Annotated in this window: 19 protein-coding genes and 1 tRNA gene; 12 read left to right on the top strand and 8 right to left on the bottom strand. The window is 69.8% G+C overall.

Annotated elements, in window-relative coordinates:
• The first annotated feature begins 128 nt into the window (after window positions 1–128).
• The 4 genes from WFI00_RS14580 to WFI00_RS14565 all read left to right on the top strand — a co-directional run bounded on the left by WFI00_RS14580 (window position 129) and on the right by WFI00_RS14565 (window position 2507).
• Window positions 129–338, top strand: a complete 210-nt coding sequence (locus WFI00_RS14580; RefSeq protein WP_336633035.1) for a hypothetical protein — start codon at window positions 129–131, stop codon at window positions 336–338.
• Entirely contained in the window at window positions 335–1009 is a 675-nt protein-coding gene (locus tag WFI00_RS14575) for a hypothetical protein (RefSeq protein ID WP_336633034.1), read from the top strand. The genes WFI00_RS14580 and WFI00_RS14575 overlap by 4 nt, the downstream gene beginning before the upstream one ends.
• Entirely contained in the window at window positions 1009–1428 is a 420-nt protein-coding gene (locus tag WFI00_RS14570; RefSeq protein ID WP_336633033.1) for a hypothetical protein, read from the top strand. The genes WFI00_RS14575 and WFI00_RS14570 overlap by 1 nt, the downstream gene beginning before the upstream one ends.
• Window positions 1429–1661: 233 nt before the next feature.
• Window positions 1662–2507, top strand: coding sequence for a phage major capsid protein (locus WFI00_RS14565; RefSeq protein WP_336633032.1), 846 nt, complete (start codon window positions 1662–1664; stop codon window positions 2505–2507).
• Between the two features lie 91 nt (window positions 2508–2598).
• Here WFI00_RS14565 and WFI00_RS14560 read toward each other — a convergent pair whose 3' ends face one another.
• Entirely contained in the window at window positions 2599–2775 is a 177-nt protein-coding gene (locus WFI00_RS14560; protein ID WP_336633031.1) for a hypothetical protein, read from the bottom strand.
• A gap of 129 nt (window positions 2776–2904) precedes the next feature.
• On the opposite strand from WFI00_RS14560, the gene WFI00_RS14555 reads away from it, so the two are divergent.
• Both WFI00_RS14555 and WFI00_RS14550 read left to right on the top strand, forming a co-directional pair.
• Window positions 2905–2977 (top strand) — tRNA-OTHER (locus WFI00_RS14555).
• A 97-nt stretch (window positions 2978–3074) separates the two neighbouring features.
• The gene (locus tag WFI00_RS14550; protein WP_336633030.1) at window positions 3075–3209 is read left to right on the top strand and encodes a hypothetical protein; all 135 of its coding nucleotides are present in this window, start codon (window positions 3075–3077) and stop codon (window positions 3207–3209) included.
• 12 nt (window positions 3210–3221) lie between these two features.
• On the opposite strand, the gene WFI00_RS14545 is transcribed toward WFI00_RS14550, so the two are convergent.
• The 4 genes from WFI00_RS14545 to WFI00_RS14530 form a co-directional block, all read right to left on the bottom strand.
• A complete protein-coding gene (locus tag WFI00_RS14545; protein ID WP_336633029.1) occupies window positions 3222–3800 on the bottom strand; it encodes a type II toxin-antitoxin system PemK/MazF family toxin in 579 nt (192 codons plus the stop codon).
• An 84-nt stretch (window positions 3801–3884) separates the two neighbouring features.
• Window positions 3885–5111, bottom strand: coding sequence for an ammonium transporter (locus WFI00_RS14540; RefSeq protein ID WP_336633028.1), 1227 nt, complete (start codon window positions 5109–5111; stop codon window positions 3885–3887).
• A gap of 196 nt (window positions 5112–5307) precedes the next feature.
• The gene (zapE, locus tag WFI00_RS14535; protein WP_336633041.1) at window positions 5308–6270 is read right to left on the bottom strand and encodes a cell division protein ZapE; all 963 of its coding nucleotides are present in this window, start codon (window positions 6268–6270) and stop codon (window positions 5308–5310) included.
• Between the two features lie 50 nt (window positions 6271–6320).
• A complete protein-coding gene (locus WFI00_RS14530) occupies window positions 6321–7550 on the bottom strand; it encodes an alpha/beta hydrolase family protein (RefSeq protein ID WP_336633027.1) in 1230 nt (409 codons plus the stop codon).
• Window positions 7551–7575: 25 nt separating this feature from the next.
• Between WFI00_RS14530 and WFI00_RS14525 the strand changes: the two genes are divergently transcribed.
• From WFI00_RS14525 to WFI00_RS14505, 5 genes are all read left to right on the top strand, one after another.
• Window positions 7576–8166: a DUF3000 domain-containing protein gene (locus WFI00_RS14525; protein ID WP_336633026.1), complete on the top strand. Its 591-nt coding sequence runs from the start codon at window positions 7576–7578 to the stop codon at window positions 8164–8166.
• A complete protein-coding gene (locus WFI00_RS14520) occupies window positions 8159–9355 on the top strand; it encodes a ribonuclease D (RefSeq protein ID WP_336633025.1) in 1197 nt (398 codons plus the stop codon). The genes WFI00_RS14525 and WFI00_RS14520 overlap by 8 nt, the downstream gene beginning before the upstream one ends.
• A gap of 82 nt (window positions 9356–9437) precedes the next feature.
• Complete coding sequence (locus WFI00_RS14515; RefSeq protein ID WP_336633024.1) at window positions 9438–10643, top strand: thiolase family protein; 1206 nt, start codon at window positions 9438–9440, stop codon at window positions 10641–10643.
• 11 nt (window positions 10644–10654) lie between these two features.
• The gene (locus tag WFI00_RS14510) at window positions 10655–12799 is read left to right on the top strand and encodes a 3-hydroxyacyl-CoA dehydrogenase NAD-binding domain-containing protein (RefSeq protein ID WP_336642371.1); all 2145 of its coding nucleotides are present in this window, start codon (window positions 10655–10657) and stop codon (window positions 12797–12799) included.
• A gap of 123 nt (window positions 12800–12922) precedes the next feature.
• Complete coding sequence (locus WFI00_RS14505; protein ID WP_336633022.1) at window positions 12923–13636, top strand: TetR family transcriptional regulator; 714 nt, start codon at window positions 12923–12925, stop codon at window positions 13634–13636.
• A gap of 39 nt (window positions 13637–13675) precedes the next feature.
• Here the strand turns inward: WFI00_RS14505 and pepN are convergent, their stop codons facing one another.
• Both pepN and dxs read right to left on the bottom strand, forming a co-directional pair.
• Window positions 13676–16189, bottom strand: coding sequence for an aminopeptidase N (gene pepN, locus WFI00_RS14500; protein WP_336633021.1), 2514 nt, complete (start codon window positions 16187–16189; stop codon window positions 13676–13678).
• Between the two features lie 52 nt (window positions 16190–16241).
• Window positions 16242–18212 carry a 1-deoxy-D-xylulose-5-phosphate synthase gene (gene dxs / locus WFI00_RS14495; RefSeq protein ID WP_336633020.1) on the bottom strand — a complete coding sequence of 657 codons (1971 nt, stop codon included), beginning with the start codon at window positions 18210–18212 and terminating at the stop codon, window positions 16242–16244.
• A 125-nt stretch (window positions 18213–18337) separates the two neighbouring features.
• Between dxs and WFI00_RS14490 the strand changes: the two genes are divergently transcribed.
• Entirely contained in the window at window positions 18338–18919 is a 582-nt protein-coding gene (locus tag WFI00_RS14490) for a hypothetical protein (protein WP_336633019.1), read from the top strand.
• Window positions 18920–19007: 88 nt separating this feature from the next.
• On the opposite strand, the gene WFI00_RS14485 is transcribed toward WFI00_RS14490, so the two are convergent.
• On the bottom strand, window positions 19008–21845 hold the full coding sequence (locus WFI00_RS14485) for an aconitate hydratase (protein ID WP_336633018.1): 2838 nt from the start codon (window positions 21843–21845) through the stop codon (window positions 19008–19010).
• Window positions 21846–21861: the final 16 nt, after the last annotated feature.

Genomic DNA, 21861 nt, shown 5'->3' with positions numbered 1-21861 from the left:
ACACCAGCCTCGGTAACCTCAGCCCCGCCGACTATGAAGCCCTTCACACCGCCGCAGAAATCGCGGCATGATCAACACACAAGAACCGTCCGGGAAACCGGGTCAGGCTCCCTCTGCATGAGGACCCGGTGAACGGGTGGGAGCGGCACAAGGTGACGGTGTATGAGTCGGCTCAGTACACGCCCGCGAGGATCGCGGAGGTTCGGGCGGCTCTGGGGTCGTTCACGTTCGCGTCGGATTACGAATGCGAGTTCGGGGACACGGACTCGCAACTGTTCGGCACCGAGATGGTGCGCGCGGCGTTCTCGCCGCTGGTGAAGCGATTGGAGTTGCCGTGAGTTCGTACACGGTGGGTTTGGACCTCGGGCAGGGGCAGGACTTCTCTGCCCTGGTGGTGGTGGAGCGGGTGCTGGTGTTGCCGCCGCTGGTGAGCGTGGGCGCGTTCTGGCGGGCACCGCAACTGGTGGGCCCGTCGATCCGGGAGGAGCGGCATGTGCGGCATCTGCGGCGCTGGGAACTGGGGACCCCGTATCCGGTGATCGTGGACGACGTGGCGACGATGATGCGCGCGGACGCCATGCGGGACGCGGTGCTGTTCATCGACCGGACAGGCGTGGGCCGGGCGGTGTTCGACATGTTCGTGGAGGCGTGGCAGGCGGAGGAGTTCGGCGCGTCGTATCCGCTGGGCGTGACGATCACGGCGGGGGCGAAGCGGAACGGCATGCACGTCCCGAAATCTGACCTTCTCGCGGCGATCCAGGTTCCCTTCCAGCAGGGCACTCTGCGGGTCGCGGACGGGCTGGCGCTGGGGCCGGTGCTGGAGCGCGAACTGGTGTCGTTCCGGCAGAAGATCAGCGACTCCGGGCGGGATTCGTTCGACGTTCAACGGCGTGCCGGTGAGGGGCACGGCGACCTGGTGACGGCGCTGTCTCTGGCGCTGTTCCAGGACAACACAATCTCTCGGCCGGAAGTGGTCGAGAACACCGATGCTCTGAAGGGGGCACTGTAATGACTGACGATGTGAAGGACGACGACCTGGCGGCGCTCCCTGCGGAGCGGCTGGCGGAGATGCTCCGCGAGAAGCGGCGCGCGGAGGCCACGGTGCGGTCCCGGCTCCGTGAGGTCGAGACGGAGCGGGATGCGCTGTCGGAGCGGGTGACGGCGTGGCAGGGTGACCGGTTCGCGGCGCTGGCGAAGGACGGCCGCGTGGTGGAGTCGGCGGTGAAAGACGTGGCCGCGCTGGTGCCGCTGGAGTCGGTGCTGGACGACGCGGGCCTGGTGGACGCGGAGAAGGTGTCGGAGGCGCTGATCGCTCTGCGGCAGGAGCGCCCGCACCTGTTCCAGCGTGTGGGGGCGTCGGGGCCGGATTCGTTCGGCGGCGCTCAGGGCGTCCCTCAGTCCGTGTCGTGGTCGGACGTGCTCCGGTAGGGCTGGGCGGCGCTGTGCGCCGATCTGAGCGGGTTTCGTGGCCTGGCGGGGTGATTGGTCGTCCTGCCGGGCCACGCGCTTAGATTCGATTCTGACGCGCCGGGGCGGCATCCAATGTCGCACTTGTGTCTGAACGGCCGTACACTGGTGGCGTGCCCTTGCGGCACGTTCTGACGCCCCTTGCGGGCAGACGAGAACTCATCGTTTCTCTCTGCTCTGGAAGGGGCTTTCTCGTGACTCTGTTCACCACCACCGACGACGTGAAGGGCATCAGCCCGGACGCCATCTCGACCCTCATCACGCTCCCCGTGGAGCGTCAGTCGGTCGCCGCTCAGGTCGCCACCGTCATCCCGACGAACGCAACCCGCACGCACATTCCGCTGGTCACCGCGGACCCTTCGGCCGCGTGGGTCGCGGAGGGCGCGGAAATCACCGCGTCGGACCCGACGCTGGACGACGTGATCGTGACCCCGGCGAAGATCGCGGGCCTGACGATCATCACGAACGAACTCGCCGCCGACACCAGCCCCGCCGCCGCGGGCATCGTCGGGGACGGCCTCTCGCGGGATATCGCCCGCAAGATCGACTCGGCGTTCTTCGGCTCGAAGGGTGCCAGCCCGGTCCAGCCCGCGGGCCTGGAGGACCTGGTGGGCGTCTCGGCCGTGGATGCCGGTGCGGACTGGGCGAACCTCGACCCGTTCGCCGCCGCGCTCGCGAACGCGGAGGGCTTCGGCCTGGCGGTGGATTCGTTCGTCGCGAACCCGGCCGACGCGCTGATCCTCGCGACTCTGAAGGAGTCCACGACCAGCCAGCGCCCGCTCCTGACCCCGGACCCCACCCAGCCGTCGAAGCGCCTCATTCAGGGCGTGCCGCTGTTCGTCTCCTCGGCCGTGACGCCGGGCACCGTGTGGGGCATCCCGAAGGTGCGGGCGATCCTGGTGCGCCGGAACGACGTGGACCTGGCCGTGGACCGCTCCGCGTACTTCACCAGCGACCGCACGGCGATCCGCGCGACCATGCGCGTGTCGTTCGCGTTCCCGCACGCGGCCGCGATTCAGAAGATCAGCCTGGGCGACTGATCTGCAAGCCTCCGCGCCCACACCCCCTCGGGTAGCGGATGGGAAATGAGGGGCCGGGCGGTCGTTGACGTTCGGCCCCTCTCTCGTGCGCTCAGTCGAACAGGCGCGACTCCCCCGGCGTCAGGTCGCGGTGGTGGCCGTTCGGGCACAGCCATTCGTCGTACTCGGTGCGGTCCCATCCGGGCGCGCGCTTCGGGCGGCGGTCGTCGGGCTTCACGCTGAGGCTCATGGGCTGGTCGCACTGTGTGCACGGGACGGTGTAGGGCATGCGCTCATCCTCGCGGGTGTGTGGATTCGTGTGTGGAATCCACACGCGGGAGGCCCCGGAACAGGCCGGGATGGAACGGGACGAGTCCCCGCCTGGAGCCCGTATTCACGGGGCAGACGGGGACTCGCCGGGATGGGGTGGGATGCCGTTTCCCTCTTTCACACGGAAGAGGTCATCAGTTCGAGTCTGGTATCGCCCACCAAGAGAGGCCCGGAATCACGCGAGTATCGCGGATGCCGGGCCCCTGTCGTCGGCCGATCGATCCGAGCGTGCGCGGCCGCGCGCGTCGTCACTCGAAGATGTCGCCGAACGACACGAAGTCCCACGCGTCACCGCGGGCGACGTTCTGGGACTACGTGGGATCGGGCGTCGCCCTCGCGGGCGCGGCGATCATCATCTTCGCGCCCGTCGTCCAGCGGGCCGCCTCCGAGTGATCCGAGGGCCGCCTACAGCTCGCTGACCCACCCGTACCGGCGCTGCAGCGCCTCGGCCACCGATACGAAGCGGGCCCGATCGAGGACGGCCGCCTCCCGGCGCATCCCTCGGCGATGCACGCTGTACAGCTGGTCGACGTCGATCCAGGACGGCCTGCCCCGTGAATCCCACGCGCCGGGTCCGATCGCGAGGAAGTCGCGATCTCCGTCGTGCGCTTTGCTGGTCAGACGCACCGCGAACACACGGTCCTCGCTCTGCCGCCCGATGACCAGGACGGGCCGGTCCTTGCCGCGGCCGTCGTTCTCGGCATACGGAACCCAGGTCCACACGACCTCGCCCGCGTCGGGATCTCCGTCCCGCTGCGGTGCGTAGGCGATGCGCAGGCCGGTCCGACCCGGTGCGGCGATCTCGCGCGTCGCCGTCTCGCCGGAGCGACCGGGGGTCGCGGCGTCCGTGTGTCCCGCAGGAGCCGACGACTGCCGGTGTCCCGCCGTCGACCGCTTCTCCACCGACGCAGGAGAGCCCGCGAGTGCCGTGACGATCCGTCTGATGAAGCCGTAGACACGTCCACGCTGTCCGGGTGCCGCCATCGCGCCAGCCTACCGGGCACGGCCGCGACGGACGCACGGCGAAGGGCGCCGGACCGGAGCCCGACGCCCTTCGCATGGCGATGATCAGTCGACGAGCGCGTAGCCCTCTTCACCGTGGACGACGGTGTCGATGCCGGCGATCTCGTCCTCGTTCTTGACGCGGAAGCCGATCGTCTTCTCGATGATCAGACCGAGGACGTAGGCGACGACGAACGAGAAGATCAGGACCGCGAAGGCGGCGATCGCCTGAACCACGAGCTGCTCGATGCCGCCGCCGACGAACAGGCCGGTGTCGGTCGCGAAGAAGCCGAGGTACAGCGTTCCGATGAGGCCGCCGACGAGGTGGACGCCGACCACGTCGAGCGAGTCGTCGTAGCCGAGCTTCCACTTGAGCTCGATCGACAGCGCGCAGACGGCACCGGCGATGACGCCGAGCAGGAGCGCCCAGCCCGGAGCGAGGTTCGCGCAGGACGGCGTGATGGCGACCAGACCGGCGACGGCGCCCGAGGCGGCTCCGACGGAGGTCGACTTGCCGTCCTTGAACTTCTCGACCACGACCCAGCCGATGATGGCCGCAGCCGTCGCGCCGAGCGTGTTGATGATGATGAGTCCGACGTGCGAGTCGGGAGTGCCGAGCAGTCCGGCGGTGCCCTCGGCGCCGGCGTTGAAGCCGAACCAGCCGAACCACAGGATCGCGGCGCCGAGCATCACCAGCGGCACGTTGTGCGGCTTGTGGATGCCCTTCTGGAAGCCGACGCGCTTGCCCAGCACCAGGGCCAGAGCCAGAGCGGCTGCACCGGCGTTGATGTGCACCGCGGTACCACCGGCGTAGTCGATGACGGACACGCCGTCGAAGCCGAGCGACTCGCCGAGCTTCATGATCCAGCCACCGCCCCAGACCCAGGCGGCGACGGGGAAGTAGACGAGGGTCGCCCAGATGCCCGTGAAGATCATCCACGAGCCGAACTTCGCGCGGTCGGCGATGGCGCCCGAGATCAGCGCGACGGTGATGATCGCGAAGGTCGCGCCGTACGTGGCCGACACGAGCGTGTCACTGTCGGCGGCGGCCAGACCGAAGTCGGAGAAGGGGTTTCCGGCGAGGAAGGAGGGGCTGTCACCGATCGCGGCCATGTTGAACCCGTACAGGATCCAGAGCACGCCGACCAGGCCCATCGCACCGAAGCTCAGCATCATCATGCTGACGACGCTCTTCGCCTTGACGAGGCCGCCGTAGAAGAACGCCACGCCCGGCGTCATAAAGAGTACGAGGGCTGCCGCGGCGACAGACCACGCGAGGTTTCCGCTGTCCATGAAGGTCCTCATTCAGGGTTGTGTGACTCAGTTACCCCTCCCCTGCAGCGTTTCGGGTCGCAGCGGTCCGGGCGATCCCCAGTGTGACCACGCGCGGTTTCCTGCGACATGCGTGTCGTGTTTCGGGGCCGTTACATACCCGGCGCGTATGTGAACATCACGTTTCGCGGACGGCCGGCGCGGGCACCTCGCCCCGTCAGGAGTGCGTCAGCGCGTTCAGACGCGAGATCGCACGCAGGTACTTCTTGCGATATCCGCCCGCGAGCATCTCGGGCGCGAACACGGCGTCCAGCGGCGCGCCGGTGGCGCGCACCGGGATCTGCGCGTCGTACGCCCGATCGACGAACGCGACGAAGCGCAGCGCGGCGGACTGGTCGTCGAGGGTGGCGACATCGCGCAGGCCGATCGTCTGCACGCCGTCGATGAGGCGGATGTACCGCGACGGATGCACCGCCGCGAGATGTGCGATGAGCGCGGCGAAGGCGTCATCGGACGTCGTCCCGCGCGCCGCGGCATCCGTCAGAGCCTCGGCGTACGCCGCCTCGTCGAGGGCGATCGCGTGACCGTCGATGGCGCGCTGCCGGTAGTCCGTGCCGTCGATGCGCAGCGTCTGGAAGCTCGCCGCCATCGCGTGGATCTCGCGCAGGAAGTCCTGAGCCGCGAACCGGCCTTCGCCGAGCGCGTTCGGCGGCGTGTTGGAGGTCGCGGCCAGGCGCGTCCCGGTCGGCACGAGCTCACCGATCAGGCGGGTCATGACCATCGTGTCGCCCGGGTCGTCCAGCTCGAACTCGTCGATGCACAGGAGGTCCGCGCCGCGGAAGAGCTCGACCGTCTTCTGATAGCCCAGCGCGCCGACGAGCGCGGTGTACTCGATGAACGAGCCGAAGTACTTCCGGCGTGCGGGCATCGCGTGGTAGATCGACGCGAGCAGGTGGGTCTTTCCGACGCCGAACCCGCCGTCGAGGTAGACGCCGGGCTTCATCTCCGGCGCCTTCTTCGCCCGGCGGAACAGGCCGCCGCGCTCAGCGGGCGCCCCTCCCCTGCTGAAGGTGATGAGGAAGTCCTTCGCCTCCTGCTGCGAGGGATAGGCGGGGTCGGCCCGGTACGTGTCGAACGTCGCTCCGTCGAACTGCGGCGGCGGGACGAGTGCGGCGACCATCTCCGCCCCGGAGACCTGCGGGGAGCGCTCGGTCAGGTGCACGACGGATGTCACGGAGCAGCCTCCTCGGCGGGCGCGAGGTCGAGTCGGCGCACCCAGTCACGGATCGCGTGGGTCCAGCGCTCCTGGTCGTAGTTCCACAGCTTCGTGTGCCGCGCGGTCGTGAACACCTGCAGCTCGACGAGGTCGGGGCGGGCCTCGGCGAGGCGATGCGACGCCGTGGACGGCACGAAGCCGTCGTCGTCGCTGTGGAGGATGAGGACGGGATGGCGCAGCTCCCCCGCGCGCGCCACGAGATCCAGTCGGTCGAACGGGATGCCGCCGCCGGACCGCGTCGCCGGTGCCGTCCAGTCGGCGCGCAGCGTCTCGATGGCGAGCCCCGTGACCGGCGCCGGCAGACCCAGCGCCCGCCCCTGGTAGGTGAGCACGGTCCGCCAGTCGACGACCGGCGACTCGAGGACGAGGCCTGCGATGCGCTCGCGGTGCGCCGAGCCCAGCGCGACCTGCAGGGCGATCGCGCCGCCCATCGACCATCCCATCAGCAGGACGCGCTCCGCGCCGTGCCGCAGGGCCCAGCCGATCGCCGCGTCCACATCGCGCCATTCCGTGGCGCCGAGGGCGTAGCTGCCGGTCCGGGTCCGCGGGGCGTCGCCGTCGTTGCGGTACGCCACGACGAGCGACGTGATCCCGAGCGCGTGGAACACCGGGACCGCCCGCAGGCACTCCGCGCGCGTCGTGCCGCGCCCGTGGATCTGGATGACCCACGTCCCGCTGGCGGCCGCGTCCGGGTCGACGGGGAACAGCCATGCCGGGCAGGGCCCGATGGCCGCGTGCACGACCTCACGGGTGAAGGGCAGATGCAGCTCCTCCGGACGGGGGAAGTACCAGCCGCTGAAGGCCGCCTCCGCCGCCAGGTGCATGTCGCCGCCGACCTCGGTGAGGAGCTTCCGCTTCACGCTGACGGCATCGCTGGACAGGACGGAGCCGATCTTGACGTAGTCCGTCGCCCCCGTCGTGAACAGGCCGTACCGACCGGGCAACGACGTGTCCGGGGTCCGCGCGAGAGTGATCGTCTGGGCCGCGACATCGACGTCGAGGATGCGGGTGTCGGCTGCGCGCGCGGCGGGCATGACGACACGGCGCGCGACGCGGAGGGTCAGGATCGCCAACCCCGCAGTGACGGCGAACAAGGCGGACGCGAGCGCCAGGATGACCGCGCGGAGCACCGCCGCGGAGCCGATTCGTGAGTCGCCGACGGCGGCGCGCCTGGATGCCTTCATCGTCCCCACATCCTAGTCTGACGACGTGGATGCACCCCGTCCCCCGGCCGGACCCCCGACGTTCGCCGAGGTCTCCGATACGCTGCGCGCGATGACGTTCCGCTCCGATTTCACGGTGCGCGAGATCCCGGCTCCGGGATCCCTGGCGCCGGAAGCCTTCGCCGTGGCAGGCGACGTGCGCCCGGACGCCGACGGAGCGTCGTCCGACTACGGCACGGGCCGGCTCATCCTCTTGCACGACCCCTCGGAGCCGGACGCATGGGACGGCGCGTGGCGGATCGTGTGCTTCGCGCAGGCGCCGCTGGAACCGGAGATCGGCACGGATCCGCTCCTCGCCGATGTAGCGTGGTCGTGGCTGCTCGACGCGCTCGAGGCGCGCGGCGCCGCGTTCCACTCCGCGTCGGGCACTGCCACGAAGACGCTCTCCAAGGGCTTCGGTAGCCTCGCCGGCGACGGCGACGGCGCACAGATAGAGCTGCGCGCGTCGTGGTCCCCCGAGGGCTCGCTCACCGCCCATCTCGACGCGTGGGCAGAATTGGTATGCATGCTGGCGGGACTGCCGCCGGGGTCGGAAGGAATCGCCGTGTTCGGAGCTCAGAGGAAGTCGCGTGGCTGAGTACGTCGTCGTCGCGGATATCGAAGGGCTCGAGGACGCCGCCCGTACTCTCGCCGCGGGCTCCGGACCGGTCGCCGTGGACGTGGAGCGCGCCTCCGGCTTCCGCTATTCGCAGCGCGCCTATCTGGTGCAGGTCTTCCGGCGCGACGCCGGGGTGTTCCTCTTCGACCCGCCGGCGATCGGCGACATGAGCGCGCTCCAGGCGGCGATCGGTGACGAGGAGTGGATCCTGCACGCGGCGAGCCAGGACCTTCCCTCACTGCGGGAGCTCCACCTCGAGCCGCCCTCGTTCTTCGACACCGAGCTCGCGGCGCGGCTGCTCGGCCACGAGCGCGTCGGACTCGGCGCCGTGGTCGAGGACGCGCTCGGGATCACCCTCGCCAAGGCGCACTCGGCGGCCGACTGGTCCACCCGCCCCCTGCCCCAACCGTGGCTGGAGTACGCGGCGCTCGACGTCCTCCACCTCGTCGACGTGTACGAGGTCCTCGTGCGGGAGCTCGCCGAGCAGGGCAAGTCGGAGTACGCCGCGCAGGAGTTCGAGACCGTGCGCACGCGCCCCGACAAGCCGCCGCGCGAAGAGCCGTGGCGTCGCTTGAGCGGGCTGCACACCGTCCGCGGCCGCCGGGCGCTGGCGATCGCCCGGTCGCTCTGGCAGGCGCGGGAGGACTACGCCCGGGAGCAGGACATCGCGCCCGGTCGCCTGGTGCCCGATCGATCGCTGGTGGCCGCGGTGCTGGCCAATCCGGCGAGCAAGCAGGATCTGTCGCGGGTGCGGGAGTTCACCGGCCGCGCCAGCCGCACTCAGCTCGACCGCTGGTGGGCCGCCATCGAGGCGGGCCGCAACGATCCGGCGCTGCCCGTCGAACGGGTGCCGGGCGACGGGATGCCGCCCGTGCGCGCGTGGGCCGATCGCAATCCCGCCGCCGACGCACGGCTGAAGGCATCGCGCCCCGTCGTCGAACACCTCGCGGGCGAGCTGCACATGCCGATCGAGAACCTCCTGACGCCCGACACGCTCCGCCGAGTCGCCTGGGCCCCGCCCGCCGAGATCGACGCCGCATCCGTCGGCGAAGCCCTCGCCGCGCACGGGGCTCGACCGTGGCAGATCGAGATCGCCGCGCCGGGGATCGCCGAGGCGTTTGTCGGATCCGTGCAGGAGGATCGGGACGCGTCGTCCGACGCCTCGTAGGATCGAGCCAATCGGTCCCGCGAGACTCAGTCTCACGTTACGCTGTACTCAATCCCATAATCACTGGAGCTCTGGAGGCAGTGTGGCCGAGATCTCGGATGTCTACTTCATCGACGGCGTGCGCACCCCGTTCGGTCGCGCGGGCGAGAAGGGCATGTACTGGAACACCCGCGCCGATGATCTCGCCGTCAAGGCGACCATCGGTCTCATGGAACGCAACCCCGGCGTCCCGGCCGACCGTGTCGACGACGTCGCGATCGCCGCGACCAGCCAGACCGGCGAGCAGGGCCTGACCCTGGGCCGTTCGGTCGCGATCCTCGCCGGGCTTCCCCAGACCGTGCCCGGCTTCGCGATCGACCGCATGTGCGCGGGCGCGATGACGAGCGTCGCGATGATGGGCGCCTCGATCGGCAGCGGCATGTACGACATCGCGCTCGCCGGCGGCGTGGAGCACATGGGCCACTATCCGATCGGAGGGAACGCCGACCCCAACCCCCGGTTCGTCGCCGAGCGGATGGTGGACCCGGGCGCCCTCAACATGGGCGTGACCGCCGAGCGCATCTTCGACCGCTTCCCGCAGCTGACCAAGGAGCGCAGCGACCGCTTCGGCATGCTGAGCCAGCACAAAGCCCAGGCCGCGTACGACGCGGGCCGGTTCCAGCCGGACCTCGTCCCCGTCGCGATCAAGGACGCCGAGGGCGGTTGGGGCCTCGCGACCGAGGACGAGGGCCGCCGCCCGCAGACCACGATGGACGACCTCGCCGCGCTGAAGACCCCGTTCCGCCCGCACGGCCGCGTGACCGCCGGCACCTCGTCGCCGCTCACCGACGGGGCGACGATCTCGCTCCTGGCCGGGCGCTCGGCGGTCCGCGAGCTGGGACTTTCCCCCAAGATGCGGATGGTCTCGTTCGCGTTCGCGGGCGTGCAGCCCGAGATCATGGGCATCGGCCCCATCCCCTCCACCGAGAAGGCGCTCACGAAGGCCGGCCTGACCATCGGCGACATCGGCCTGTTCGAGCTCAACGAGGCGTTCGCCGTCCAGGTGCTGTCGCTCCTCGACCACTTCGGCATCGCCGACGACGACCCTCGCGTCAATCAGTGGGGAGGAGCCATCGCGCTCGGCCACCCCCTGGCCGCATCCGGCGTCCGCCTCATGATCCAGCTCGCCGCCCAGTTCAAGGAGCGCCCCGACGTGCGCTACGGGCTCACGGCCATGTGCGTGGGACTCGGACAGGGCGGATCGGTCATCTGGGAGAACCCCCACTACGACGGCAAGAAGAAGAAGTGAGAGGCGGCGCCATGACGAACTACGACGAGATCGACTTCTCCCCGCTGACCGCCCTCACCGACGGCGAGGTGATCACCCACGCACGCGTGCGCGACGTCACCCTCCCCTCGGGGCGCATCCTCGCGCTGATCACGCTCGACAACGGACGCGACCACACGCGGCCGAACACGCTGGGGCCCGCCACGATGACGGCGCTCGGCGAGACCCTCGACGACCTCGCGCGGCGTGCCTCCGCCGGCGAGATCCATGCGGTCGGCATCACCGGCAAGCAGTACATCCTCGCCGCCGGCGCGGATCTGTCGGACATCACCCGTGTCGGGTCGAAGGACAACGCGCGCCTGGTCGCACAGCTCGGCCACAAGGTGTTCGGCAAGCTCGGATCGCTCGGCGTGCCCAGCTTCGCCTTCGTCAACGGGCTCGCCCTCGGCGGCGGACTGGAGATCGCCCTGAACTCCGACTACCGCACCGTCGACGCGTCCGCCGCGGCGATCGCGCTGCCCGAGGTGTTCCTCGGCATCATCCCCGGATGGGGCGGTGCGTATCTGCTGCCGAACCTCATCGGGATCGAGAACGCGCTCGAGGTCGTGATCTCCAACCCGCTGAAGCAGAACCGGATGCTCAAGCCCCAGCAGGCGTTCGACCTCGGCATCATGGACGTGATCTTCCCGGCGGCGACCTTCCTGGAGCGCTCCCTCGCGTGGGCCGACGGCGTCCTGTCCGGCGCCGTGAAGGTGGAGCGCAAGAACGTCCCGGGCAAGATCGAGCGCACCATCAAGTGGCCCGTCGCCGTCAAGATGGCGCGGGGCATGCTTGAGTCGAAGATCGGAACGATCCCGCGCTCCCCCTACGTCGCCCTCGATCTGCTGGACAAGGCACGCGGCGGGACGAAGGAGGAGGGGTTCGCACGCGAGGACGAGGCCCTCGCCGACCTCGTGACCGGCGATCAGTTCGCCGCATCGATGTACGCCTTCGACCTCGTGCAGAAGCGCGCGAAGCGGCCCGTCGGCGCCCCCGACAAGGCGCTCGCCAAGAAGGTGACCAAGGTCGGCATCATCGGCGCCGGTCTCATGGCGAGCCAGTTCGCCCTCCTGTTCGTCCGGAAACTCCAGGTTCCGGTGCTCATCACCGACCTCGACCAGGCGCGCGTCGACAAGGGCGTCGCGTACATCCACGACGAGATCGGCGCCCTCGAGGCGAAGGGCCGGCTCGACGCCGACAGCGCGAACAGGCTGCGCGCTCTCGTGACGGGGACGACGGACAAGAGCCTGTACGCCGATTGTGACTTCGTCATCGAGGCGGTGTTCGAGGAGGTCGGCGTCAAGCAGGCCGTGTTCGGCGAGATCGAGCAGATCGTCTCCGAGGACGCCATCCTCGCGACCAACACGTCGTCGCTGTCGGTCGCGGAGATCGGATCGAAGCTCGCCCATCCCGAGCGTCTCGTCGGGTTCCACTTCTTCAACCCGGTGGCCGTCATGCCGCTCATCGAGATCGTGAGGACGGATCACACGACGGATGCGGCGCTGTCGACCGCCTTCGTGGTCGCGAAGGGCCTCGGCAAGAACGCGGTGCTGACCGCGGACGCGCCCGGGTTCGTCGTCAACCGCCTGCTGGCCAAGGTGATGGGCGAAGCCGCTCGGGCGGTCTACGAGGGGACGCCCGTCGCGGACGTCGAGAAGGCATTCGGTCCGCTCGGCCTGCCGATGGGTCCCTTCCAGCTGATCGACCTCGTCGGCTGGAAGGTCGCCGCACACGTCCAGGACACGATGGTGCACGCCTTCCCCGATCGCTTCTACGCCAACGAGAACTTCCACGCCCTCGCGGAGCTCCCGCAGGTCGTCGAGAAGGACAAGGGCGGTCGCGTGACCGGGTTCACCAAGGCCGCCGAGAAGGCGCTCAAGGGTCAGGTCGGCTCGTCCCCGGCATCCGCCGACACGATCCTGCGCCGCGTGCAGGATGGGCTGGCGCAGGAGATCAGGCTGATGCTCGACGAGGGCGTCGTGCCCGAGGTCGAGGACATCGACCTGTGCCTCATCCTCGGTGCGGGCTGGCCCTTCATCGACGGCGGGGCATCGCCGTACCTCGATCGCGAGGGCGCCTCGGAGCAGACCTTCGGCGACACCTTCCACCACCCGCCGATCCGCGGGATCGGCGCCTGAGCCGCCGCACATCCATCTCACGAGACCGCGCAGATGTCACGCTCACCTCGGTGAAAGTGAACATCTGCGCGGTCTCGCGGTGCGGGGGTCGGCGAGGCGGGGGTCGGTGATAGCGTTTTGAACATGTCCAGTTCAGAGTCCGACACGCCGACCGACACCGAGAACGACACCGACATCGATCCCACGAGCAAGAGCGAACGCACGCGCACCCACCTGCGCGAACTCGCCCTGGAGTCGTTCCGCACGCGGGGTTACGACGCGACGACGATGCGGCTCCTCGCCACCGAGGCGGGCGTGTCGGTCGGAACGACGAACTACCACTTCGCCTCCAAGGTCGACCTCGTCCAGGAGCTCTACCTCGACGTGCAGGAGCGTCACCGCGCCGCCGCCGAGCCACTCCTCCAGGACGAGACGGATCTCGTCGCGCGACTGAAGATCGTCTACTCGACCGGTCTCGACCAACTGCAGCCGTACCACGCCCACGCCGCGGAGTTCGTGTCGGCGGCACTCGCGCCGAACTCGCCGATCAACCCCCTCTCGGTCGAGTCCTCGCCCGCCCGTGGCATCACCGAGGCCCTGTTCGCCGAGGCCGTCGAGGGTGCGCGGGCCTCCCTGCCCGACCGCATCGCCGCCGAGCTCCCGCGCGTCCTGTTCGTCGCGCACCTGCTTCTCGCGCTCTACTGGGCCTACGACGACTCGCCTCGCCAGAAGCGGACCCGCACCCTCCTCAGCCGCGGCCTGTCCCTGCTGAAGATCGGGCTGCCGCTCACGCGCCTTCCCCTGCTGCGCCGCCCGATGGCGGACCTCCTCGCGCTGATGGGCGACGTCCGCTCCTGATCCGTACGCAGCGCGGCGGGTTCGCGGCGGACCGTCGCGTCAGAGCGGAGGCTGCGCGGCCCGCACACGCAGATCGCGGGCCAGCCCGTCGCGCTGCTCCAGGACGAGACGCCGGAGCGCTGCGGGGGCATCCGTCTCGGCGTCCAGCCAGGCATCCACCGGCGCGAGCGACTCGGATGCCGGGAACAGCCCGATCACGAGACGTCGCGCGATCTCGATGCTCCGCTCGCTCCACGCGGGACGGATGCGCACGAAGTAGTCGTCGTCGAACGCGGCGATCAGGTCGCGCCGGCCGCCGGCGCCGACACCGGCGATCACCGCGTCGAGGTGATCGTTGGACAGCGTGCGATCGTCCCACGCCGCCGTCCACGCCTCCGCACGAACGTCGGGCTCGGGGCGCGCGGCGAGCACGGTGATGCGGGCTGTCTCGCCGTGCGCCGAGGGATCGCGGGCGAGCTCCGCGTCCGCGTCTTCGGCGGCGGCGTGGCCGGTCGCCGACAACGCGGTCAGCCAGCTCCAGCGCAGCTCCGGGTCGAGGGCCAGACCTTCCGGAGCGGGGATCTCGCCCCGGAGGATGCCGCGCAGCGGTGCACTGTAGGCATCGTCGCGCATCGCCGCGGCGCCGAGGGCCCTCGCCCACGCGAGCTGGGCGTCGGAGGCGGGGGCTGCGCCGTGCAGGGCCGACCACGCGGCGTCCAGCCAGCGACGCGCGAGCACGGGACGGGCGGCGACGGCCGCGTAGTGGGCGATCGCTCCGTCCGCGTGGGCGAGGGCATCCCCCAGCAGCGCCGCGTTCGTCTCGGCCGGCGCATGACGGACGACCATGTCGAGGTAGCGCTCGACGGGGAGCGCACCGTCACGCGTCGCGTTCCACAGCGAGGCCCATACGACGGCGCGCGAGACCGCGTCCTCGATCGTCGACAGCCCCGCGGAGACCGCGTCGAGGGAGACCTCATCCAGACGGATCTTCGCGTACGTGCGGTCGTCCACGTTGGGCAGCACGAGGTCCACCCCCTGCGGCAGCGGCTCCGGCAGCGCCAGGACCGAGCCCGCACCGTCGACCTCCGCGATGCCGCGAGGTTCCAGCCGTCCGGCGGCAGAGGAGAAGAAGCCGACGGCGATGCGGTCCGGCCGCGGTGCGTCGCGCACGACGACGCCGCCGCCCGCCGCATCACGCTCGACGCGCATCTCGGACACGCCCGTCGTCCGCAGCCACGCGTCGCTCCACGCCCCGAGGTCGCGCCCCGATGCCGCCTCGAGAGCCGCGAGCAGGTCGGGCAGTACGGTGTTGCCGTACGCATGGTCGGCGAAGTAGCGCCGCGCGCCGCGGAAGAAGGCGTCCTCGCCCACGAAGGCCACGAGCTGCTTGAGCACCGCGGCACCCTTCGCGTACGTGATCCCGTCGAAGTTGAGCTTGGCCGCTTCGAGATCGGGGATGTCGGCGACGATCGGATGCGTCGTCGGAAGCTGGTCCTGCGCGTACGCCCACCCCTTGCGGCGGCTGGCGAAGGTCACCCACGCATCGGGGAACCCGCCGGCGGCGACCGCGGCGTGCGCGCCCATGTAGTCGGCGAACGACTCCTTGAGCCACAGATCGTCCCACCAGCGCATCGTGACCAGGTCGCCGAACCACATGTGCGCCATCTCGTGCAGGATCGTGTTCGCCCGCCCTTCGTGCTGGGCGACCGTCGACGCCCCTCGGAACACGTACCGCTCCGTGAAGGTCACGAGCCCGGGGTTCTCCATCGCGCCGAGGTTGTACTCGGGCACGAAGATCTGGTCGTACGTGCCCCACGGATAGGGGAAGGCGAAGGCCTCCTCGAAGAACGCGAGACCCCGCCGCGTCACGTCGAGGATCTCGTCCGCGTCGAGGTGCGGTGCCAGGGAAGCACGGCAGAGCACACCGAGCGGGATCGTGCCGTGCGCGCCCGAGTAGACGCCCTCGACGCGATGATAGGGGCCGGCCGCGACCGCGGTCACGTAGCTCGACAACGGCGGTGTCTCGGCGAAGCGGACGAGCACTCCCCCGTCGACGGGCTCCCGCTCGGTCTCCGCCCCGTTGGACAGCACCTGCCATCCGTCCGGCGCCGCGACGACGAATCGCCAGCGCGCCTTCAGGTCGGGCTGCTCGAAGCACGGGTACACGCGCCGGCAGTCGGCCGGCTCGTACTGCGTGTAGAGATAGGTGGATCCGTCGACGGGGTCGCGGAACCGGTGGAGCCCCTCGCCGGAGGTGCTGTACAGCCCGCGTCCGCGCACCGTCACGGTGCTCGCCCGTTCCTGGTCGGGGGTCAGCCCGGTCACGCGGATGCGCGCGCCGTCCCAGTCGACCGGACGGGCCTCACCGTCGACGAGAACGGCCTCGACCGACTCACCGATGAAGTCCACCCAGGTCTCCTCGACCGCGCAGCGCAGCGTGAACGTCGACGAGGTGGGGAAGCTCCGGTCATCCGTCGCTGCACCGCGGAGATCCACCTCGACGTCGACGGTGTCGATGCGGATGCCGGCGGCGCGGGCCGCGGTCTCGGTGCGGGTCAGGTTCGCGGTGCTCATGCCTCCATCGTTCCACGCCGTCGCAGACCCGCGTCGGCGCCGGGTAGGACGGTCAGGACAGGTGGTCTCCGCGCTCGGCGTGCTCCTGACCCTCGCCGACGGTCCAGATCGCGCCGGTGTCGGCGGAGGGCCGGGCGACCGGGATGCGCGTTCCGAGGACCTGTGCGACGACGTCCTGGGCGATGCGTGCCGGGGTGAGGCCGGCGTCCTCGAGGATCTGCTCCCGCGACGCGTGGTCGATGAACTCGTCGGGCAGCCCGAGCTCGTCGACCGCCGTGTCCACGCCGTTCTCCCGCAGGACCTGACGCACCCGTGTGCCGACTCCGCCGACCCTGATGCCGTCCTCGATCGTGATCACCAGCCGGTGCGTCGCGGCGAGCTCCACGACGCTGCGCTGGACGGGCACCACCCAGCGCGGGTCGATGACGGTCGCACCGATCCCCTGCGCACGCAACCGCTCCGCCACGGAGAGGGCGAGCTCAGCCATCGGCCCGATGCCCACCAGGAGCACGTCTTCGGCACCCTGTCGCCACAGGACGTCGGTGCCGTCCGGGCGGCGTTCGAGGGCGGGGATGTCCGGCGAGACCGCGCCCTTGGGGAATCGGATGACCGTCGGCGCGTCGTCGACCTCGATGGCCTCGTCGAACTCCTCCCGCAGTCGCGACTCGTCGCGCGGGACGGCGATGCGGATGCCGGGCACGAGCTGCAGCATCGCGAGATCCCACACGCCGTGATGACTGGGGCCGTCGGGTCCCGTGACGCCGGAGCGGTCGAGCACGAAGGTGACGCCCGCCCGGTGCAGTGCCACGTCCATGAGCACCTGGTCGAAGGCGCGGTTCATGAACGTCGCGTAGATCGCGACGACCGGATGCAGGCCGCCGAACGCGAGCCCGGCGGCGGAGGCGACCGCGTGCTGCTCGGCGATCCCGACGTCGTAGACGCGGTCGGGGAACCGCTGCGCGAAGGGCTGGAGCCCGGTCGGGCGCAGCATCGCCGCGGTGATGGCGATCACGTCGTCGCGGCGCTCTCCGGCCGAGACGAGTGCGTCCGAGAAGGCGTCCGTCCACGCGACCGCGTCCGAGGATCCGAGGGGCTCGCCCGTGGCCGGATCGATCTTCCCGACGGCGTGGAACTGGTCGGCCTCGTCGTTGCGCGCCGGCTCGTAGCCGCGTCCCTTTTCCGTGATGACGTGGACGATGACCGGTGAGCGGTAGGCCTTGGCGAGCTGCAGCGTCTCCTCCAGGACGGCGAGGTCGTGCCCGTCGACCGGCCCGAGGTACTTGATGTCCAGGTTCGAGTACAGCGCCGCGTTGTTCGAGAACCGCGACAGGAACCCGTGCGTCCCTCCCCGCACACCGCGGTACACCGCGCGGCCGACCGGCCCCAGGCGGCGGAAGAACGTGTCCGATCCGCGCCGCAGGTTCTCGTACTGCTCCGTCGTGCGTACCCGGTTGAGGTAGCGCGCCATCCCGCCGATCGTCGGCGCATAGGAGCGGCCGTTGTCGTTGACGATGATGACGAGGTTGCGGTCGTTGTCGTCGGAGATGTTGTTGAGCGCCTCCCACGTCATGCCGCCCGTGAGCGCACCGTCTCCGACGACGGCGACGACGTGACGGTCCGTGCGCCCCGTGCGCGTGAGCGCGCGCGAGATGCCGTCGGCCCAGCTCAGCGAGCTCGACGCGTGGGAGGACTCCACGACGTCGTGCGGGCTCTCGGAGCGCTGCGGATACCCGGCGAGCCCGCCCCGCGAGCGCAGCCCGCGGAAGTCCTGACGCCCGGTCAGGAGCTTGTGGACGTACGACTGGTGACCGGTGTCGAAGACGAACGGGTCGTTCGGGGAGTCGAAGACCCGGTGCAGCGCGATCGTCAGCTCCACGACGCCGAGGTTCGGCCCGAGGTGGCCGCCGGTGCGCGAGACGTTCTCCACCAGGAAGTCGCGGACCTCCTGCGCGAGCTGCTCGAGCTGCGCCGGCGAGAGACCATCCAGATCGCGCGGACCGGTGATCGAAGCGAGCAGACTCATCCCCCGATTCTATGCGTCGCAGCAGCGACGCGCCCGGGTATCGCCGCCGTCCCCCGTGCGCCGCGGGCACCCGGACCGCCCCCGGGTAGATTGGCTGACAGCGGCGAGAGAGAGCAGGAGACCCCATGGCGAGATCGACGCGCGTCCCGTACCTCGACCGTGCGGACGAGGGACTCTCGCCATCGACCAGTCATCCCGGCTACGTCGCCGCCGCCCCCGCGTGGTTCTGGAGCGAGGACGATCCCCGCGCCCCCTTCGGCAGCGACGCCGGACACGACATGCTCAGCGCTTTGCACGAACACTTCGGCCGGGGAGGGAGCGACGCGCACGTGCCGGGCTGCGTGGCGACCGTGATCGCCGATGGCGAGCTGGTTCCGGAACGGATCTGGGACAGCTCCGCGGAGGAGATCGGGGCGTGGCTCGACGCCGACGAGAGTCATCGGGGATACCTCCACAGCGAGATCCACCTCTACGTCGCGGCCGCGTGCGGACAGTTCAAGATCTCCGGATGGATCCACCCCGCGCTGCGGTTCTGGGCCGAGCGCGCCCTGATGCTCCTCGAGCACGTCCTGCTGCCCTGGGAGCAGTCGACCCTCGGACTCGCCGCCGATCGCCACGACCCGAGGTTGGCCGCCGTCCGTGCGGTCATCCGCGACGCTCCTGAGCCTCCGAAGCGCATGCAGCTGCGGATGTATCGCGGGCGATGAGAACGACCCGCTCGCGGACATGCATGGCCGGTGAGTGGAGACGGGCCCCGACCGCGAGCGGTCGGGGCCCGTCTCCGAGCGGCGCGGCTCAGACGAGCGAGCGCAGCACGTACTGCAGGATGCCGCCGTTGCGGTAGTAGTCGGCCTCACCGGGCGTGTCGATGCGGACCTTCGCGTCGAACACGACGGTCTCCTTGCCCTCGGGCGAGAACTCGCTCGGCGCGGCGGTGACCTTCACGGTCTTGGGCGTGACGCCCTCGTTCAGCTGCTCGAGACCCTCGATCGAGACGATCTCGGTGCCGTCGAGGCCGAGGGACTTCCAGCTCTGTCCGTCGGGGAACTGAAGCGGGACGACGCCCATGCCGATGAGGTTCGAGCGGTGGATGCGCTCGAAGCTCTCGGTGATGACGGCACGGACGCCCAGGAGCGAGGTGCCCTTCGCCGCCCAGTCGCGCGACGAGCCGGAGCCGTACTCCTTGCCGCCGAAGACGACGAGCGGGGTCCCCTGCTCCTGGTAGTTCCGGCTCGCATCGAAGATGTACGACTGCGGGCCGCCGGCCTGCGTGAAGTCGCGGGTGAAGCCGCCCTCCACGATCTGACCGTCGTTCACCGCGGCCACGAGCTCGTTCTTCAGGCGGATGTTCGCGAACGTGCCGCGGATCATCACCTCGTGGTTGCCGCGACGCGAGCCGTAGGAGTTGAAGTCCTTCTGCGCGACGCCGTGCTCGGTGAGGTACTGCGCGGCCGGTGTGCCGGCCTTGATGTTGCCGGCCGGCGAGATGTGGTCGGTCGTGACCGAGTCGCCGAGGGTCGCCATGACGCGGGCTCCGTGGATGTCGCTGACGGGTGTCAGCTCCATCGACATCCCGTCGAAGTACGGCGCCTTGCGGACGTAGGTGGAGTCGTCGTCCCACTCGAAGATGGGCCCCTCCGGCGTCGGCAGGCTCGTCCAGCGCTCGTCGCCGTCGAACACCGTCGCGTACTGCTTGATGAACTGGTCGCGCGAGATCGACGAGTCGATGACCTCCTGCACCTCGTCGGGCGAGGGCCAGATGTCCTTCAGGAACACGTCGTTGCCGTCGGCGTCCTTCCCGAGGGGATCCGTATCGAAGTCGAAGTTCATCGACCCGGCCAGCGCGTAGGCGACCACGAGCGGCGGAGAGGCGAGGTAGTTCATCTTGACGTCGGGGCTGATACGGCCCTCGAAGTTGCGGTTGCCGGAGAGCACCGCGGTCACCGCGAGGTCGTTCTCGTTGATCGCCGCCGAGACCTCCTCGATGAGGGGTCCGGAGTTTCCGATGCAGATCGTGCAGCCGTAGCCGACCGTGTAGAAGCCGAGCCCCTCGAGCGCCTTGTCGAGGCCGGACTTCTCGTAGTAGTCGGTGACGACCTTCGAGCCCGGGCCCAGCGTGGTCTTGACCCACGGCTTGCGCTTCAGGCCCTTGTCGACGGCCTTCTTGGCCAGCAGGCCCGCCGCGAGCATGACCGAGGGGTTCGACGTATTGGTGCACGAGGTGATCGCGGCGAGCGTCACGGCACCGTTGTCGAGGATGTAGGACGTGCCCTCCGGGGTCGCGACCTTGACCGGCTTGGAGGCCGCGGCCGGTCCCCCGCTGGAGATGACGACCTCGCTCGTCTCGGGCTGCTCGTCTCCGGGCACGGGACCGGGGTCGGAAGCCGGGAACGATCCGTCGCCCTCGAGGTCGACGATGGAGTTCGAGACGGCGGGCGTCGCGTAGTTCAGGATGTCCTTCTCGAACTGGCTCTTCGCCTCGCTCAGCAGGATGCGGTCCTGCGGACGCTTCGGGCCGGCGATCGAGGGGACGACGGTCGACAGGTCGAGTTCCATGTACTCGCTGAACACGGGCTCGTTGGCGGCGTCGTGCCAGAGCCTCTGCTCCTTCGCGTACGCCTCGACGAGTGCCACCGTCTGGTCGTCGCGACCGGTCAGTCGCAGGTAGTCGAGGGTGACGTCGTCGATCGGGAACATCGCGGCGGTCGAGCCGAACTCCGGGCTCATGTTGCCGATCGTGGCCCGGTTGGCCAGCGGCACGGATGCCACGCCGGCGCCGTAGAACTCGACGAATTTGCCGACCACGCCGTGCTTGCGCAGCATGTCGGTGATCGTGAGCACGACATCGGTCGCCGTGACACCCGCGGGGATCTCCCCGGTGAGCTTGAAGCCGACGACGCGCGGGATGAGCATCGACACGGGCTGACCGAGCATCGCGGCCTCGGCCTCGATGCCGCCGACGCCCCAGCCGAGCACGCCCAGGCCGTTGACCATCGTGGTGTGCGAGTCGGTGCCGACGCACGTGTCGGGGTAGGCCCGCAGCACGCCGTCCCGCCCGGTGCGGTCGTAGATGACCTTGGCCAGGTGCTCGATGTTCACCTGGTGGACGATGCCGGTGCCCGGCGGGACGACCTTGAAGTCCTGGAACGCCGTCTGGCCCCAGCGCAGGAACTGATAACGCTCGCCGTTGCGCTCGTACTCGATCTCGACGTTCCGCTCGAGGGCGTTCTCCGTGCCGAACAGATCGGCGATGACGGAGTGGTCGATGACCATCTCCGCCGGGGACAGCGGGTTGATCTTGTCGGGGTTGCCGCCCAGGGCCGTCACGGCCTCGCGCATCGTGGCGAGGTCGACGATGCAGGGCACGCCGGTGAAGTCCTGCATGACCACGCGCGCGGGCGTGAACTGGATCTCCGTGTCGGGCTCCGCGTCGGCGTCCCAGTTGCCGAGCGCCTCGATCTGGGCCTTGGTGACGTTCGCGCCGTCCTCGGTGCGCAGGAGGTTCTCGAGGAGAACCTTCAGGCTGAACGGGAGCTTCTCGAACCCGGCGACGGTGTCGACGCGGTAGATCTCGTAGTCGGTTCCCCCGACCGTGAGGGTGCTCTTGGCACCGAAACTGTCAACTGTGGACACGTCTGCTCTCCTTCGT

The sequence above is a fragment of the Microbacterium sp. MMO-56 genome, assembly GCF_037146215.1.
Taxonomy (GTDB): domain Bacteria; phylum Actinomycetota; class Actinomycetes; order Actinomycetales; family Microbacteriaceae; genus Microbacterium.
The sequence above is the reverse complement of the archived record's forward strand: the minus strand, read 5'-3'. Positions and strand labels throughout refer to the sequence as shown.